We start from the raw sequence: 13,675 nt of genomic DNA, 5'->3' as shown, positions 1-13,675 counted from the left end.
CGCATGCTGTCGGCGCGGATCCTACAAAGGGTTCTAGGCCTTCCATTACTGCAGGGATAAAATCACCTGGGTCAAGGGCGCTGTGGTTTATGTGGATGATCGCGATGTCTTTGCGCGAGAGCCCTTCTCAGCCCGCTTTGAAACCAATGATGGGTTTCAATTCGTCTTCGCCGCGGTACATCCCACCTACGGCAAATCCGTTGCGGAGCGGGAAAAGGAAGCGCATGCGCTGCGCTCATATCTCGACTGGCTCAATGACAGTTTTGAGGGCTCACCGGTATTCTTGGCGGGAGACTTCAACCTGCCTCCGACAAACCCGGCCTGGGGCCCGGTCGGTCAGACCGCCGCGCCGTTGATCACGGATGGAGGCACTACGCTGAGCACCAAGGACGGCCACTTCGCAAACCTCTACGATAGCATCAGGGCGCCGCGTGGCGTGAGCCTGCCCATCCATGCCAGCGGTAAATTGGAATTTCCACACAAGGTTCTGGGCATCACCCATGCTGAGGCGCGCGATCGAGTCTCGGATCATATCCCGTTTTGGATGTGGCTGAGCCCGGATGCGGAGCCAATCATCTACCCAGCATCGAAAATTGACCGCGGTCAATTCGACTACGCGGCGTTCCTTTCCACCGATCTGGTTGAAGCTCCTAAAACGGAGCCTCCAGTAATCGGAAACAGGAACTCGAAAATCTACCATCTCCCAGAGTGTCCTGACTATTCGAAAACCGCTTTAAAGAACCGCGTTGGCTTCAACGATGAGGCGGCTGTGAGCCAAGCCGGGTTCCGCAGGGCGAAGAATTGCTGAAGCGCTCGATTTGGAGAATATCTGTTTCTTCCCGGGCTGAGGTTTTTCGCGCAAGTCAGATAGCAATAATCAGTGCAACGCAGAAGGATGCGGAATGTCTAATGTATCTGTTCAGGTAAGAAAATTCATTTCGGCTCGAAGGCCGCAACATTCGTGGGAACCCGATGGGTAGATCACGATTAATACCGCCGGCAAGCTTATTCCCGGTAAACCGGTGCGTCCGGTCACGCGCGACATGGCGGCTGAAGCTCCGGACGTATCTGAGACTTTTGAAGCGCTCTCAGCTTAAACCGATGATTTCGAGATGACCAATTGATCCAGATTGACTGCGGTCAAGTTCAAGCGGGAGGCAACATCTGCAGGCATCATCGGCTTGTTTTATATGTAATTGACCGCGGTCAATTTTGTTCAAGCCCAGAAACATGTCAGGCTCATCGCATGCCTGCGACCGGTTTGCCCGCGATGAAGCCTTCGATCATCGAGGTGAAATAGGCGGGCGGTGATTTGATGCGTATCGAGTTCTCAGCCAGATATTCCAACGCTCTAAGCATGTTCGGCCATCCGATTGAAGCGACACCTTTCGCCAGGGCTTCACTCTTCAAACTCAAAAAAGATCCAAAAAGAAAAACGGCTTCCCGCAGACGGGACGGTGATTGGACAGCGTCTGGATAGAGGCTGGCGATATTGGGGCAGCGCTCCCATGCTTCGACAAGCCGCGCATATTCATCGGGTGCTTTCTTAGTAGGATCTATTTTTACGGACTCTACTTGGCGGACAACCTGACCGTTCCTGCCGGACTCTTTCGGCGTGTCCGCAAACCCGCTTTGCGGGCAGGCATCGCGCTGAACACCGACCTTTCGGCGGGGCGAAGTGCCTGATCGGGCCGCTTCAATGTTATGCTCAAGCTCATCACCGGCACCCCTTTGGCCGCGGTCAATTCCCTGAAGGGTGATTTCATTGAGCTCAACGTTCCGCAGCTGATCGGCGACGGCCGGGGCAGGGCAGGGAGCGCTGTGATGGGCTTGAACAATATGGATGTCTTCTTCCGCCGCAGAGAGAGGTGTTTGAGCGGCAGGTTTCAGCGCGCGCATTTCGCAGATTAGAGACGAAACCTCCTCAGTCTTCAATGAGGTCCGGCGCAAGATTTTCTTCACCTCAGCGAGAAAGCCGGCCTGGGCCGCGGTCAATTGCCCAGGTGCGCGTAGAAGATCAGCCCGAATTGCAAGCGCCACGGAGCGCATCGAGCGAAGCTCTTCTGCCTCAAGATCGAGCCTTGCCGCCTCGGCCACCAGCACGGGGTAGATGTGGAGGAGGGGGGACAGATCGAAGCCGAAGGCGTCACGCACTACCCCGCCGACCCGGAGCGGGAAACGCTTTCCGGTGGCACTGTCTTTGCGCGTGATGAAGCCGATATCGCAGAGTTTCGCGATGTGGCGCCGAAGCACTCTATCATTCATCCGGTTGGCGCGTTCACAGACGGCTTTATTCGAAGGATAAACCACGAGAAGATCGTCGGAGCTAAGCGGGGCCTCTTTGCCCGTTTCGCGATCCCGACAGGGGAGGAAGCTCAAAAGCGTCTCAAGAACAAGGATTGTACTTGGCGTCATTCCATAGCTAGGTGAACTGCTTTTGACCGCGGTCATGAGGTCGCGCCGGGTTACTTGGGGTGTTGGTCCAGGGCGGGTAGGGGCATAGCTCCTCCGCTCCCTGGCATGAATTACCGTGGTTGTAGCCTGTATCATGAATTTTCAGACGGCAAAGAGATACCATTCACCGAAAACGATGTTGCAAACGATTCTCTAGCAAGGTATCCATGAGGTGCTTAAATCTTATGGGACCCTTCGAGACTTCGGTTTCGGGGGGTTTCTTTTTGCGCTGCGTCTGCCTCCTTTCTCTTTGCTCTTCTCTATGGTTGTTACGTGGCCATTATGGCTCTTATTGTCGTTCGGTGCGATGAATTGACCATGGTCAATTCATTAAATTCAATGACTTAACCTTTTTAGCTGCGGGTCAAACCGCTTGACCAGCTGTCAAATATTTGAGGAAGCTGGTCCTCAAGATACTCGATGAAATCAGTTGCATATTCCTCCGTTGTCTCGATGGTGATTTTCCCGCGCTTCTTGATGAAGCGAACCGGCTTATCGCCCACGGTCAACGGTTCTGAGCGCCTCACCGGGGCGGCTTTTTGTTGCTGCGTCTCTTCGCTCAAGGTGGCTGTTCGAAGGGCATCAATGAGGCCCTGCAGAGCTTTGAGGGGATCCTCTTCGTCAGGGATCATCGCAAGCAGCTTAGTGGTATCAAGGACATAAGCTTCTTTGAGAGCCTTGCGAAGATCCATCCATGGCCGACGGCCAATTTCATGGCCAGAGCCAATCCGTTCGATGACCTCAATTGGCACATCACGAGCCACGGTAGCGAGCCGGCTCAATGTCGTTTTATCGACCGCCAAGAGCCCACAAATCTCATCTTTATTAAAGCCGTACTCTTCCAGATGCGCTGCGAAAACCGCCTGTTCGATGAAGCTCCGCTGAAGGCGCGCGGAGTTCTCACGTGCGAGCGACATGAGGGCATCGCGCTCTTCCATTTCACGGATCAGCGCGCGCACCGGGATGCCAAGTTCACGGCAAGCCGCGATGCGACGACGCCCATAGACCACTTCATACCGCAGACCGGCGCCGCGCCTATAACGTAGCAGAACCGGGATCTCCTGTCCGGAAGCCCGGATCGATGCAATCAGCTCGTCGAGCCCATTGCTCGTATCAAAACGGTCCTGCAGCGCGGAATCCGCGATCTCACGTGTATCCACCATTTGAGCGGCTTGGGAAGAGACCTGGCTCAATACATTGGACATGGCTTGTAAGGACCTGGGTCCGCTTGGCGTTTTAGTCTCCCCCTCCACGATAGGGGAGGGGGGCTGCGCGAGAGCTTCGGGTGGAGAAGGCGCCTCATTAAGTTGACTAAGGCTTTTAGCGAGCAGATCACGTCTCATCTGATACATTCCTTCCCCAAGCGGCCTGTATCATCTTCTCGACGTCGTTTGAGAAGCCGATGACGCTTTCAAGCGCGCGGTTATAGGTCTTGCGGTTCTTGGCGCCAGCCAAATCCACCTCGAAGATCGTCTTTTGCGAAAGCCCCGCTTCACTGATTGCGGAGGACTTCACGAAAGGGGTAGGGATCACGCTATCGCCCAGCAGTTGCCGGATCCAATCAGCAAGATCGACCTGCGTACTGATCCCGGTGTCATAGCGGGTCAACAGATAGGCGAAATTATCGTAATTTGCGACCCCACCGTTACCATGAACGACCTCAAGCACACCTGAGGCCATGTTGAGAAACTGGCTTGCAGAGGCAAGATCGACCCGTTCAGGGATTACGGTCATCAGTAGAGATGTGGACGCACATACGGCCGCCATAGTCAGATAGCCCAGCTGTGGCGGGCAATCGATGATCACGATATCGTAGTCATCTTCGACCTGACGGAAGCTATCTCCCAGCCTATTGAAGAAAACAGGCTGTTCGCCGCGGCTGAGCGCCATTGGCGTTTCGGTCTCGAACTCAGATAGCATGATTCCGCCCGGTACGAGGTCGAGGTTCGGCACATAGGTTTTGCGCAGCACATCCGTGATGGGCACGCGGATCGTATCTCCGTCTGTGTAGCGCAGCGCGTCATAGAGCGTTCCGCCGTCCTTGAAGTCCAATTCAGGCTGATATCCGAAAAAGGTTGTCAGGGAGGCCTGGGGATCAGCATCTATGCAGAGAACGCGATATCCACGAGCCGCAAGTCGAAATGCAAGATGAATCGATGAGGTCGTTTTCGAACTGCCCCCTTTAAAATTGACGGTCGACCAGACTTGTAGCTTATCACCTGGCTTGCGTCCCGGCAGAAAATGATGGGGATCTTTGGCGTTCTTATCGAGGATCTTTCGGATATTCATAACGTCTTCAGCAGTGTAGGAGCGCTTGTTTCCGGTACTCTGGACAACTTCAGGAATTTTGCCTTCGAAATGCGATTTGCGCAGGTAGCCTCCGCTAACCCGAAGCAGTTCTGCAACCTCCGCTGCCGAGAAGGCCCTGAGGCTCTTCTCTTCTTTAGGAGCAAGAAAGAGCTTCGACATATTGTCGAGCGCTTGCGATAGCCTTCCGGAGTCTGCGCGTAGCTTATCATGAAGTACGTTTATCATTCTTGTCTGCCTGTAACCTCGACCTTCAATTGGCGTTTCTCGAGTGTTTAGTGGGCAAGAAACGGCTTTTGCGATCGTTTTGTGTTTATCCTGTTACAAGCTATGGCCCGGGCAGACCTGAATCTCAAGAAGAATTACGGATTTTGTGCTTGAAAATCCGGAGACATAGACAATGAGTGCTAGCACAGGAAGTTAATGTAACGCACTAAGAACGGGTGCAAGTGCTTTGAAATGTAAGATAAAATCACTAAGCCGCCTTCTCTACAGACACTTCATTCTTGCTCGAGTTGGCTGATCCGTATTGTGGGGCGTTCGTTTGTCTGGTGCGGCGATCGAAGCGCAAATTGGCATAAAGCGGTTCTTGAAGCAGAGCTTCCATACCGTCTGAAAGTGGGATTCAGGGACAGTTGTAACCGGGTAATCGGTAAAAAGCGTTACTGGGATCGATTTTGTCCGAATCTATCTGCCTGCATGGAGCCGTGCCGGGGGATAGGGCGACTTGTGCGTCGATGTTGTACAACATCACGGATAACTAACGTGCCAGATATGCAGCAAATGTGCAGGCTTCTGTTGCCAGGTGCCTGAGAACTCCGGCTCACGCGGCAAGGCGAGAGGGCTTCAGGTAGGCGACCAGGACTGCTTAAGCAGCCAGGGCCATTGCCGAAGCACGGTTTGCGTTTGCAGTTGTGCGTTGTGAACCGAAAGCCTTAAGGGGGGAGACCTACAAGCTGAAGTGGCCCAGCAGTGGGCTTTCCATCGGAGCCCCCCTTCATAGTGAAGTGGTCCCAGAAAAATGGACAGTCATCTAAGGTGTATCCCAAACCTCTCAAGGGATACGGAAATGGCGAAGCGCCGGAAGTTTACAGGTCAGTTTAAGGCCAAGGTGGCGTTGGAAGCACTGAGAGGCGACAGGACGATCCAAGAGATCGCAGCGAAGCACCAAGTACATCCCAACCAGGTCAGCACGTGGAAACGTCAGGCAGTCGAGGGCATGGCGGATGTGTTTTCACGCGGGGGCAAGCCGGAGGATCAGACAGAGGCGGAGGTCAAGGAACTGCATGTCAAGATCGGGAGGTTGGCTGTCGAAAACGAATTTTTGTCCGAAGGGCTGAAGCGGCGAGCCCTGAGAAGAAACGCGCGATGATCAAACGGGATCACCCTGAACTGAGCATCAGCCAGCAGTAAAAACTGGTGCGGCTATCGCGGTCGGCGTTCTACTACACGCTAGATGGCATCGACGGGGACACGCTGTCGATGATGAAAGAGATCGACCGGGTGTTCACAAAGTATCCGTTCTTCGGGTCACGACAGATTGTAGCCTACCTGCGTCGGGAGGGTCCGTTGCATTAACTGCCCGACCACCGCAATTTCCTTGGGTTGGTGATGATGGGGGGGCCGGTGGCACAGCGCAAGAATCCGTTCAAGCGGCATCGTTTTCCTCGGGAGATCATCCTTCTAGCGGTGCGCTGGTACTGTCGCTAACTGCTGTCGTGCCGCGACGTCCGCAATTTTCTGGCCGAGCACGGGGTGACGGTCGATGCCTCCACGATCCACCGCTGGGTCAGGAAGTTAGGCCCCGAGATCCGCAAACGGGCCTATGGTGGCCATCGTTCCTGGCGCGGGCTGCAGTGGCATGTCGATGAGACCTACATCCGCGTCGGTGGACGCTGGTGTTATCTATGGCGCGCCGTCGATCAGCTCAGCCAGTTGATCGATTTTCGGCTGACGGCGCGGCGAAATGCCAAGGCTGCAAGGGCGTTTCTGCGGCAAGCCCGAGAGACCGTTCGCCTGTATCAGCCCCTGACAACCGTCACTGACAAGGCGCACAGCTACGCCAAGGTGATCGCCGAGATCAAAGACCGGCTTGGGCCAGATCACAAAAGGTGCTATTCACTAGATTAGCACAAAGCCAAATAGAAGGTAGACACCTTGCCAGTTTAACGATTGAGCGCATAGCGCCTCACTAGAAAGCTTTCTAGTGAGGCGCTAAAAAAGTTAGTTCGTCCCGTTCGAGCTACCACCACCGCTGGCAGCGGCAGCGACTCCGATTACCCCCAATGCAATAAGACCTATACCGGGCGCTCCAAGCCCACCCAATGTATTTGTGGTCGTCGTGGTGGTTGAAACCCGGCGAACTCGAACAGTTACGTCTGCAGGCGGCTGCGGCATTTCAACCTGGCTACAAACACCCGCACCTGATTGGATATCAGCGACGGTACAAGTTACAGTTTGAACATCACCTTGAGCCATAGCACTGAGGGGAATGGCAAATGACACTGCAAAGGCAGCAAGCAAAGTTTTCATAACAAAATCTCCGATAGGTGGCCCTAGAACGTAGGGCAGGGGAAAAGCATCTTCTTTTTGGAACCCTAACAAGCAAAGAGGCTATGCTTCAAGGGGTAAACTCAATTAGTGTAGTAACCTGAGTAATCACTGTAGCTATTGCCATAGCCGTATCGTTTCAACTTAGTATGGTCGATTTGACTTAATACCAAACCGCTTGGTCTAAGGTTGACATTCTCCAGTGACCTCAACCCGTCCAATACCTGACGGTGTGAGGTGCTATCCCATTTCACAGTGTAGATTATGGCATCTACCAATTGGCCGAGTACACGTGCATCGGGCACTGCGAGAACGGGGGGGGTGTCGATGATAACGTAGTCGTAGTGCTTTCGCAATTCTTTGATGAAATCGCTGAACGTCTTGGAGGAGAATAGATCAGCTGCATTCACAGGCGATTTTTCCCCATACAAAATGTCTGCCTTGAGAGACTCGTCATACATTGTCGCATCTTCGAGCGCGATCTCCCCTGCCATCACAGAGAGGAAGCCCTTTGGTTGGTCATGCTTGAAATACTCGTCTAGCACCCGACGCCTAAGGTCACCTTCAATCAAAAGCACCTTCGCGCCTAGCCCCGCAAAGTTCTGCGCTAGGGATATCGAATGCGTGGTTTTGCCCTCGCCGGGTAGTGATGAAGTGGACATGATTACTTTGGGCGGCGTGTCCAAATTCGCTAGTAGTATGGAGGTTCGTAAGTTCCTGATCGCCTCCGCAGCGGCGGAATTGGGCTTCTCGACCAGGTACTTCAGAATATCGCTCCTTCGTTTGGATGGAACTTTGGGAATCTGACCGATAACCGAGTATCCGGTTTTTGCTTCCAAAGCTTCAGGCGTACGAAATGTGTTCTGGGACATTTCACGCAGCAGCACTATTCCTGCCCCGGCCATGAGGCCTAGAATGAGGCTTAAGGCGAGCACTCGCGACTTTCGAGGCGCGGAGGGACTTGAAGGCACTACTGCGCGACTGAGGATACGGCTATCTGCTTGCTGTATCCCCTGTTGGATGCTGGTTTCTTTAAGTCGACTGAGAAATGCCTCGTAAAGAAGCCGACTTGCTTCCACCTCTCGCTGAAGTTGTTCTACCGTCACCAACTCTTTTGACTGAGTGTCGATCCGTGTCGAAACTTCTGCGATGGTGGTCTCGATCGCGCTGAGCTGTGAACGAGCGCGGGTGGCATCAAGCTCGGCTCGGGCAATCAAGGCATCTGCTCTGGCTTCGAAACCACGTTGACCTCCAGATTGTTCTTGTTGTCGACGCTGAAAGGCTTGGTCAAGCAAAGTATCATCTGTAGCCTGTGCGAACGCTTCAGGTCCTTCGGAGCGTGCGCTACGTAAAGATTCTAGCCGGGCCATTGAAGTTGATGCTTGAGCGGCAAGGGCGGCTCTACGGTCGCGCAGGTCTTTGACTTGGCGATTTAGCGCGGCCAGAGTTTCGGCGTTGACCAGTTCTGTATTCGTCGAAAAACTCTCCAACTCGGCTTGCGCGGATTCAAGTTCAGCTTGAAGTCCAGTTACTCGTTCGCTGAGCCAGACTGTGGCCGCTTCGGTTTTCTCAAATTTTACCGAAATTTGGCTCTCAATGTAGAGCTCTGCAAGGCGGTTTGAAATTGCCGCCGATTTGGCAGGTTCCTGTGAGGTCGCGGTAATCTCAAAAACAAAGCTCTGACGTAAGTTCGAGACTGAAATCGAGTTGAGCACAGAATTTATCGTTTGATCCAAAACCGCACGCTCCGAAGTCGGCTTCAAAGCTGCTGGAGCGCCGACTAAGTTGCGCACAGTCGTCGCTACCTGCCCCAATGAAAACCGCGCCGGCGGACGGAGTTTACTATTAAACTCAGGATCTTCCAAAAGGTCCATATCCAATACAAGATCCTCAATCAATCCGCGTGAACGAATGACTTCAACCTCTGTGTTGATTGTGGATTGATCGCCGCCAAGGCCCGTGACAACACTTTCGATATCCATGACCTGCTCTTGCCTGCTTTCAAGGGCAACCGCAGTTTTTGTGGTGTAGACTGGTACGGCTATACCATAGGCGTAAAACCCGCCGATCAGCAGCGCAGATGCCCCACATAAAAGGATCCATAGTTTGCCGCGCCAGAGAGTCTGGAAAAGGCTGGCAAGATCAATTTCATCACTATCTCCCTGCTCTGAGAGGGAATCTTGAGAAAGTCTTTGAGACTGCTTCATATTATGTTCTGCCAGTGACCACGCCAATAAGGCGGCCTCCTACACCGATATGAACGTCAACACCAGTCCAGAGACAGTTTGTTTTCAGTTTGGGCCTCCAACAGCTATCACGTTCATATCAGGGGGCGCATGACCTTTGATCGGGAAATGCGATAAAAGTAGGCACTCTTTTGTCTAAATTGGAAAAGGCTCCCTAAAGGTGATCCAGTTTGGAGGCTTTACGACTATGAGGCCTTGGGATTCGGGGCCGCAGTCATCTTGAGAAAGCCATCTTTACCTCCAGTGATGGCAAGAGTAACTACGAATAACTATCTGTAATCATGTAATTTCTAGATGATTGATTTTAAGGCGCCGAGATTGGTGATGGCCAAAACTGTAAATCCAAGTAGGATCCAATCACCTGCCCACAGCCCTGTTCCTACCTGGCGCCGATCCCCAAAAATTCTAGCTCATCGACAAGGTGCCGCCTTTTTGTCGTCACGCCAAAAGTGTTTGTCCGATGTCAGGGAGAGGTTGTATTGTTATTCCGTGGGTATCTCCGGTCCGATTTGAGTTCTGCCTTGATTCCTGCCTCGTTTCTGGTTTCTAAGCCCGCTAGAACAAGCAGCCGTTTATGCGCCTTGAAGGCCCTAAAGTTTGTTAAATTTTGATATTGCGGCGCCCAGGGGGCGCGGCTCTTTGAAGAAGGTTGGCCTGTGATGACTGATTTTATTGTATTTTTTTCTGTGTTTGTTACCAGCCTATTAGTGGGGTCGCTGTTTATATTCCGGCCTACGTTGGTTATGAGCAGTGAGCATATGCTGCGCGACGTAAACGCACCCCAAGCGCAACACACGCGGCCTACGCCAAGAGTGGGAGGTGTAGGCGTAATCATCGCTCTGGGTTTAGGCTGCCTCTACTACAGACCTGAACTCGAAAATGATCTGCTACTTGCTCTAGCCGCAGGGGTTTTTGTCTTCTGGGCAGGGTTACATGAAGATATTTTCCGCAATGTCAGCCCTCGCAAGCGGTTTATCGCCGCATTTTTCTCGGCGGGTGCGGCTATCGTCCTGACTGGGCATATTGTGCCAGATTTGGGGCTGTTCGAGGGTTCACTGTCTAAATGGGTTTTCCCCGCGGTTCTGATTACACTTCTCTGGTCGGCCGGGACATGCCATGCTTTGAACCTAATCGACGGCCTAAATGGATTGTCATCATTATATTGTGTTTGTGCGTCTGCCGGATTTTTTGTCATAGCCGGCCATACTGGAGACACTGACGTCCAGATTTTGGCGGGGCTGTTGCTTGCAGCCATCTTAGGATTTTTCGTGCTGAACTGGCCCTTTGGATTAATATTTCTTGGTGATGCAGGAGCCTACGGTATCGGGCACATTCTCGCTTGGATCAGTATTGTCTTGGTGGCACGGAACCCAGATGTGGCTGGTTTGGCTGTTTTGCTTTTGCTTTTCTGGCCGGTATGCGACACACTTTTTTCAATAATTCGCCGCCGCGTGACCAAGCGCCCAACAGGGCTACCCGATCGTTTGCATTTCCATCACCTTGCGGTTCGAACGTTGCGAATGGTTAGACGGCGGCGGGGGCGTTTTGATAACCCAATTGCAAGCATTCTTTTATTGCCATTAATCGCGTTTCCAATTTTCACTGGAGTCGCGCTATGGGATCAGGCAGAGATTGCCGCCTTTGCGCTTGCTGTCTTTATATTCCTTTTTATGGCAACCTATGTGTTCACTGCAAAACTCTTCGCTGCTCGGCGAATCTCGGGAATGGGTTCCCTTCTAGCGGTCCCTTTACGCCGCAGGGGAAAGAAAAAGTTAACTTCGCCTCTTTCGGGTACATATGTGCAGAATGAGACAGCGCTAGAGGTGCAGATCTTTCGAGAGCATAGTAAAGGACTGTGGAATTTGAATGTGTTGGCTTCCGGCACGGGCGATGTCACCTATGCTGGGCAATTCAAGTCTGATACTGAAGCGTTCAGGTATTTTCTCGAGGCGGCTTGAATGTGGGGTTCGTTTTGGGAGTGTCTAGCTCGGCGCAGTATCGATTTGTGAACGGGGCAGGGTGGTTCGTACTTCCCGGCCCATTAGTTCGATAAGTACCCCAATCCTTGTCGTATCCGGGAGAGAAACGATTTTTGTGATCAAATCCGCGAACGGTCCTGACAGGATGCGAATGCGATCGCCTATCGCTAGGTCGTCAGCAGGGAGTATAAGCTCGCTAGGATCGCACCGCGCTGTCAGCTCTGCCATCAACTTTTCCGGGAGGGGGTAGGGCGGGCGACGCGGATCCGTTGTAATGAGACGAGAAATTCCCCGTGTACTATTGATAGCTGTCCACCCACCAAGGCTCGGATCAAAGTGGATGAAGATATACCCTGGAAACAACGGTTTGCGCGTTTGAAGTAACTTGCCTCGCCGCTTTTGGCTACCAAGCAACTCTGGAGAGAAAGTTTCGAATCCTTGTCGTTTTAGGTGCTTACGAGCCTGCGCCAGGCCATGTGGGCGAAGTTGTGCCACAAACCACCCTTTCCCAGCGGCAATAGACATTTCGTCCCTTTCTTATCAAATAGATATCGGCGCTACTGCGCCACTAGCGGCGAGTAGGCCGTGAAGCCTCAAGTTGGAATATCTCGCGCTTTCGGAATATTAAAGGCTGCAACGTGCTTTCGGCAATCTTCCGCAGGATGGCCATGTACAAGTCCACGAATAGCCCAGTCAATCGCGGAACTGCTGTTCTGTTCCGAGATTGACTGAATGTGTCCGCATGTTCCTATTGGACCGAATTGGCAACACTTGTAATTAGGGACGGTGTTATTTGCGAGATGACGCGGTTCCAGCGTGTGACCGGCTGTTCGGCGATAAATATCACGTCGTTTGGCCGCAATTCCATGCGCGTAGCCAAGATAAGGTCTGTGGCATTCTTCGCATTGAGGTTCCATGCGGTAACCGAACCAGCTTCGCTCGGGTTATTTGAGCCCCGTAGAACATATATCTGCGAAGGGTCCGCGGTTTTTGTATCAAAGCCGCCGTCAGAATAAAGTGCGTCCGCCAGTGTAGCAGTCCGCCCGAACGGGAGCGTGAAGCGCCCAGGTGATTTCACTTCTCCTGTGAGATAGGCATAGTCACGATCAATGGCGTCATTATCGATTTGTGCTTCAAAGTTTGCTCGGCTTTCATTAAGATTTGCGCGTCTGAGGTTCACGACAGCTGTTAATTCTGCCAAGGCTTGGGCACGGGCCTGCTGGCGGAATTGACGGATCGTGATCTGCTCAGCGAAATAGGCCTGCGCCCGGTCCAATTGATATTCGGTATCTACAAATACGCTGTCGCCTGACACCAAACGGGTTTTCTGGAGATCGGCCCGGCGAAGGTACTCGCTTAGTGGTATTTGATAAAGGTCCCCATCGCGGTAAAGGCGGATAGATGCATAATCTAAATCGGGTGTTTGGATTCCGCCGGCCGTAGCAATGGCTTGATCTAAAGTTAGTGGCGTTAGGGCAATTGGGATGATCGTTGGATTGCCTACTGCACCGCCGATCGAAACTCGTTTCGAATTAAACTCAGCAATTTCCAAGCTGAATGACGGGTCGATCTGGGCTTCCAAAAGTCTCTGGAATAGAGCGCCTTCTGCTTCCTCAAGAGTGAGCCCTGCAACTTTTACACGACCAACATCAGGGATAGCGATCGCGCCATCATCCTGGACGGTGTAACCTTGGCGTCGGTTTTGAGCGGCGAGCAAACCACTAAGTTCTTCAACGGTACTTGTCCCGCCTTGGGTTGCTAGGAGGAGTACGTCGCCGACACCAATATCGTATGTTGTCTGTGGCGGGGTACTGGGAACACGCAGCGCAAGCTCAGCAGGTCGGTTTTGAAGGTCTGATACGGGATCAGGCGTCGCACCTGCGCCCCGCATCCCACCTGAACCGCCAGCGTTTTGAAAAAACACCGCTGGAAGCTCTTTGGGCTTATACTGCGATCGGTTCGCGGCCAAAACTGTTTCAGATGTTAGGGAGACAATCCGGACCTTGCTCCCTGCATCGGATACCTTTGGAGATACATATGCCACGCCGCAACTTGTGAGAAGTGTCATTGTGGCGATGGCCATAAGACGTTTGAGCATAAAGCGAACCCTAATTGAGTTTGTAAGGTGGGGGTGGTCTC

The 13,675-nt window shown here is 52.8% G+C and carries 10 protein-coding genes, 1 other RNA gene and 1 pseudogene; 5 read left to right on the top strand and 7 right to left on the bottom strand.

Annotation, left to right across the window (positions count from 1 at the left end; all coding sequences use genetic code 11):
- Positions 1 to 91: 91 nt before the first annotated feature.
- Positions 92 to 808, top strand: a complete 717-nt coding sequence (locus ACSQ16_RS01055; protein WP_435988437.1) for a sunset domain-containing protein — start codon at positions 92 to 94, stop codon at positions 806 to 808.
- 431 nt (positions 809 to 1,239) lie between these two features.
- On the opposite strand, the gene ACSQ16_RS01050 is transcribed toward ACSQ16_RS01055, so the two are convergent.
- The 4 genes from ACSQ16_RS01050 to ssrA form a co-directional block, all read right to left on the bottom strand.
- Positions 1,240 to 2,550, bottom strand: a complete 1,311-nt coding sequence (locus tag ACSQ16_RS01050; protein ID WP_435988436.1) for a helix-turn-helix domain-containing protein — start codon at positions 2,548 to 2,550, stop codon at positions 1,240 to 1,242.
- Between the two features lie 257 nt (positions 2,551 to 2,807).
- A complete protein-coding gene (repB, locus tag ACSQ16_RS01045) occupies positions 2,808 to 3,797 on the bottom strand; it encodes a plasmid partitioning protein RepB (RefSeq protein ID WP_435988435.1) in 990 nt (329 codons plus the stop codon).
- Positions 3,787 to 4,989, bottom strand: a complete 1,203-nt coding sequence (gene repA, locus ACSQ16_RS01040) for a plasmid partitioning protein RepA (RefSeq protein WP_435988434.1) — start codon at positions 4,987 to 4,989, stop codon at positions 3,787 to 3,789. Before repA ends, repB begins: the two co-directional genes overlap by 11 nt.
- Positions 4,990 to 5,545: 556 nt before the next feature.
- Positions 5,546 to 5,726: a transfer-messenger RNA gene (gene ssrA, locus ACSQ16_RS01035) on the bottom strand.
- Between the two features lie 104 nt (positions 5,727 to 5,830).
- Between ssrA and ACSQ16_RS01030 the strand changes: the two genes are divergently transcribed.
- The 3 genes and pseudogenes from ACSQ16_RS01030 (at position 5,831) to ACSQ16_RS01020 (ending at position 6,891) form a co-directional block, all read left to right on the top strand.
- Positions 5,831 to 6,133 carry a transposase gene (locus ACSQ16_RS01030; RefSeq protein WP_435988433.1) on the top strand — a complete coding sequence of 101 codons (303 nt, stop codon included), beginning with the start codon at positions 5,831 to 5,833 and terminating at the stop codon, positions 6,131 to 6,133.
- 47 nt (positions 6,134 to 6,180) lie between these two features.
- A complete protein-coding gene (locus ACSQ16_RS01025; protein WP_435988432.1) occupies positions 6,181 to 6,339 on the top strand; it encodes a hypothetical protein in 159 nt (52 codons plus the stop codon).
- Between the two features lie 36 nt (positions 6,340 to 6,375).
- A pseudogene (locus ACSQ16_RS01020) lies at positions 6,376 to 6,891 on the top strand (IS6 family transposase).
- 503 nt (positions 6,892 to 7,394) lie between these two features.
- Here the strand turns inward: ACSQ16_RS01020 and ACSQ16_RS01015 are convergent.
- Positions 7,395 to 9,545, bottom strand: coding sequence for a GumC family protein (locus ACSQ16_RS01015; protein WP_435988431.1), 2,151 nt, complete (start codon positions 9,543 to 9,545; stop codon positions 7,395 to 7,397).
- Positions 9,546 to 10,216: 671 nt separating this feature from the next.
- On the opposite strand from ACSQ16_RS01015, the gene ACSQ16_RS01010 reads away from it, so the two are divergent.
- Positions 10,217 to 11,515 carry an MraY family glycosyltransferase gene (locus ACSQ16_RS01010; RefSeq protein WP_435988430.1) on the top strand — a complete coding sequence of 433 codons (1,299 nt, stop codon included), beginning with the start codon at positions 10,217 to 10,219 and terminating at the stop codon, positions 11,513 to 11,515.
- 24 nt (positions 11,516 to 11,539) lie between these two features.
- On the opposite strand, the gene nusG is transcribed toward ACSQ16_RS01010, so the two are convergent.
- Positions 11,540 to 12,061, bottom strand: a complete 522-nt coding sequence (gene nusG / locus ACSQ16_RS01005; RefSeq protein WP_435988429.1) for a transcription termination/antitermination protein NusG — start codon at positions 12,059 to 12,061, stop codon at positions 11,540 to 11,542.
- 223 nt (positions 12,062 to 12,284) lie between these two features.
- The gene (locus ACSQ16_RS01000; RefSeq protein WP_435988428.1) at positions 12,285 to 13,634 is read right to left on the bottom strand and encodes a polysaccharide biosynthesis/export family protein; all 1,350 of its coding nucleotides are present in this window, start codon (positions 13,632 to 13,634) and stop codon (positions 12,285 to 12,287) included.
- Positions 13,635 to 13,675: the final 41 nt, after the last annotated feature.

Origin of the sequence: Sulfitobacter sp. SH24 (genome assembly GCF_965641895.1) — a bacterium.
In the GTDB taxonomy this organism is placed as follows: domain Bacteria; phylum Pseudomonadota; class Alphaproteobacteria; order Rhodobacterales; family Rhodobacteraceae; genus Sulfitobacter; species Sulfitobacter dubius.
This window is presented reverse-complemented; position numbering and strand designations above follow the sequence as displayed.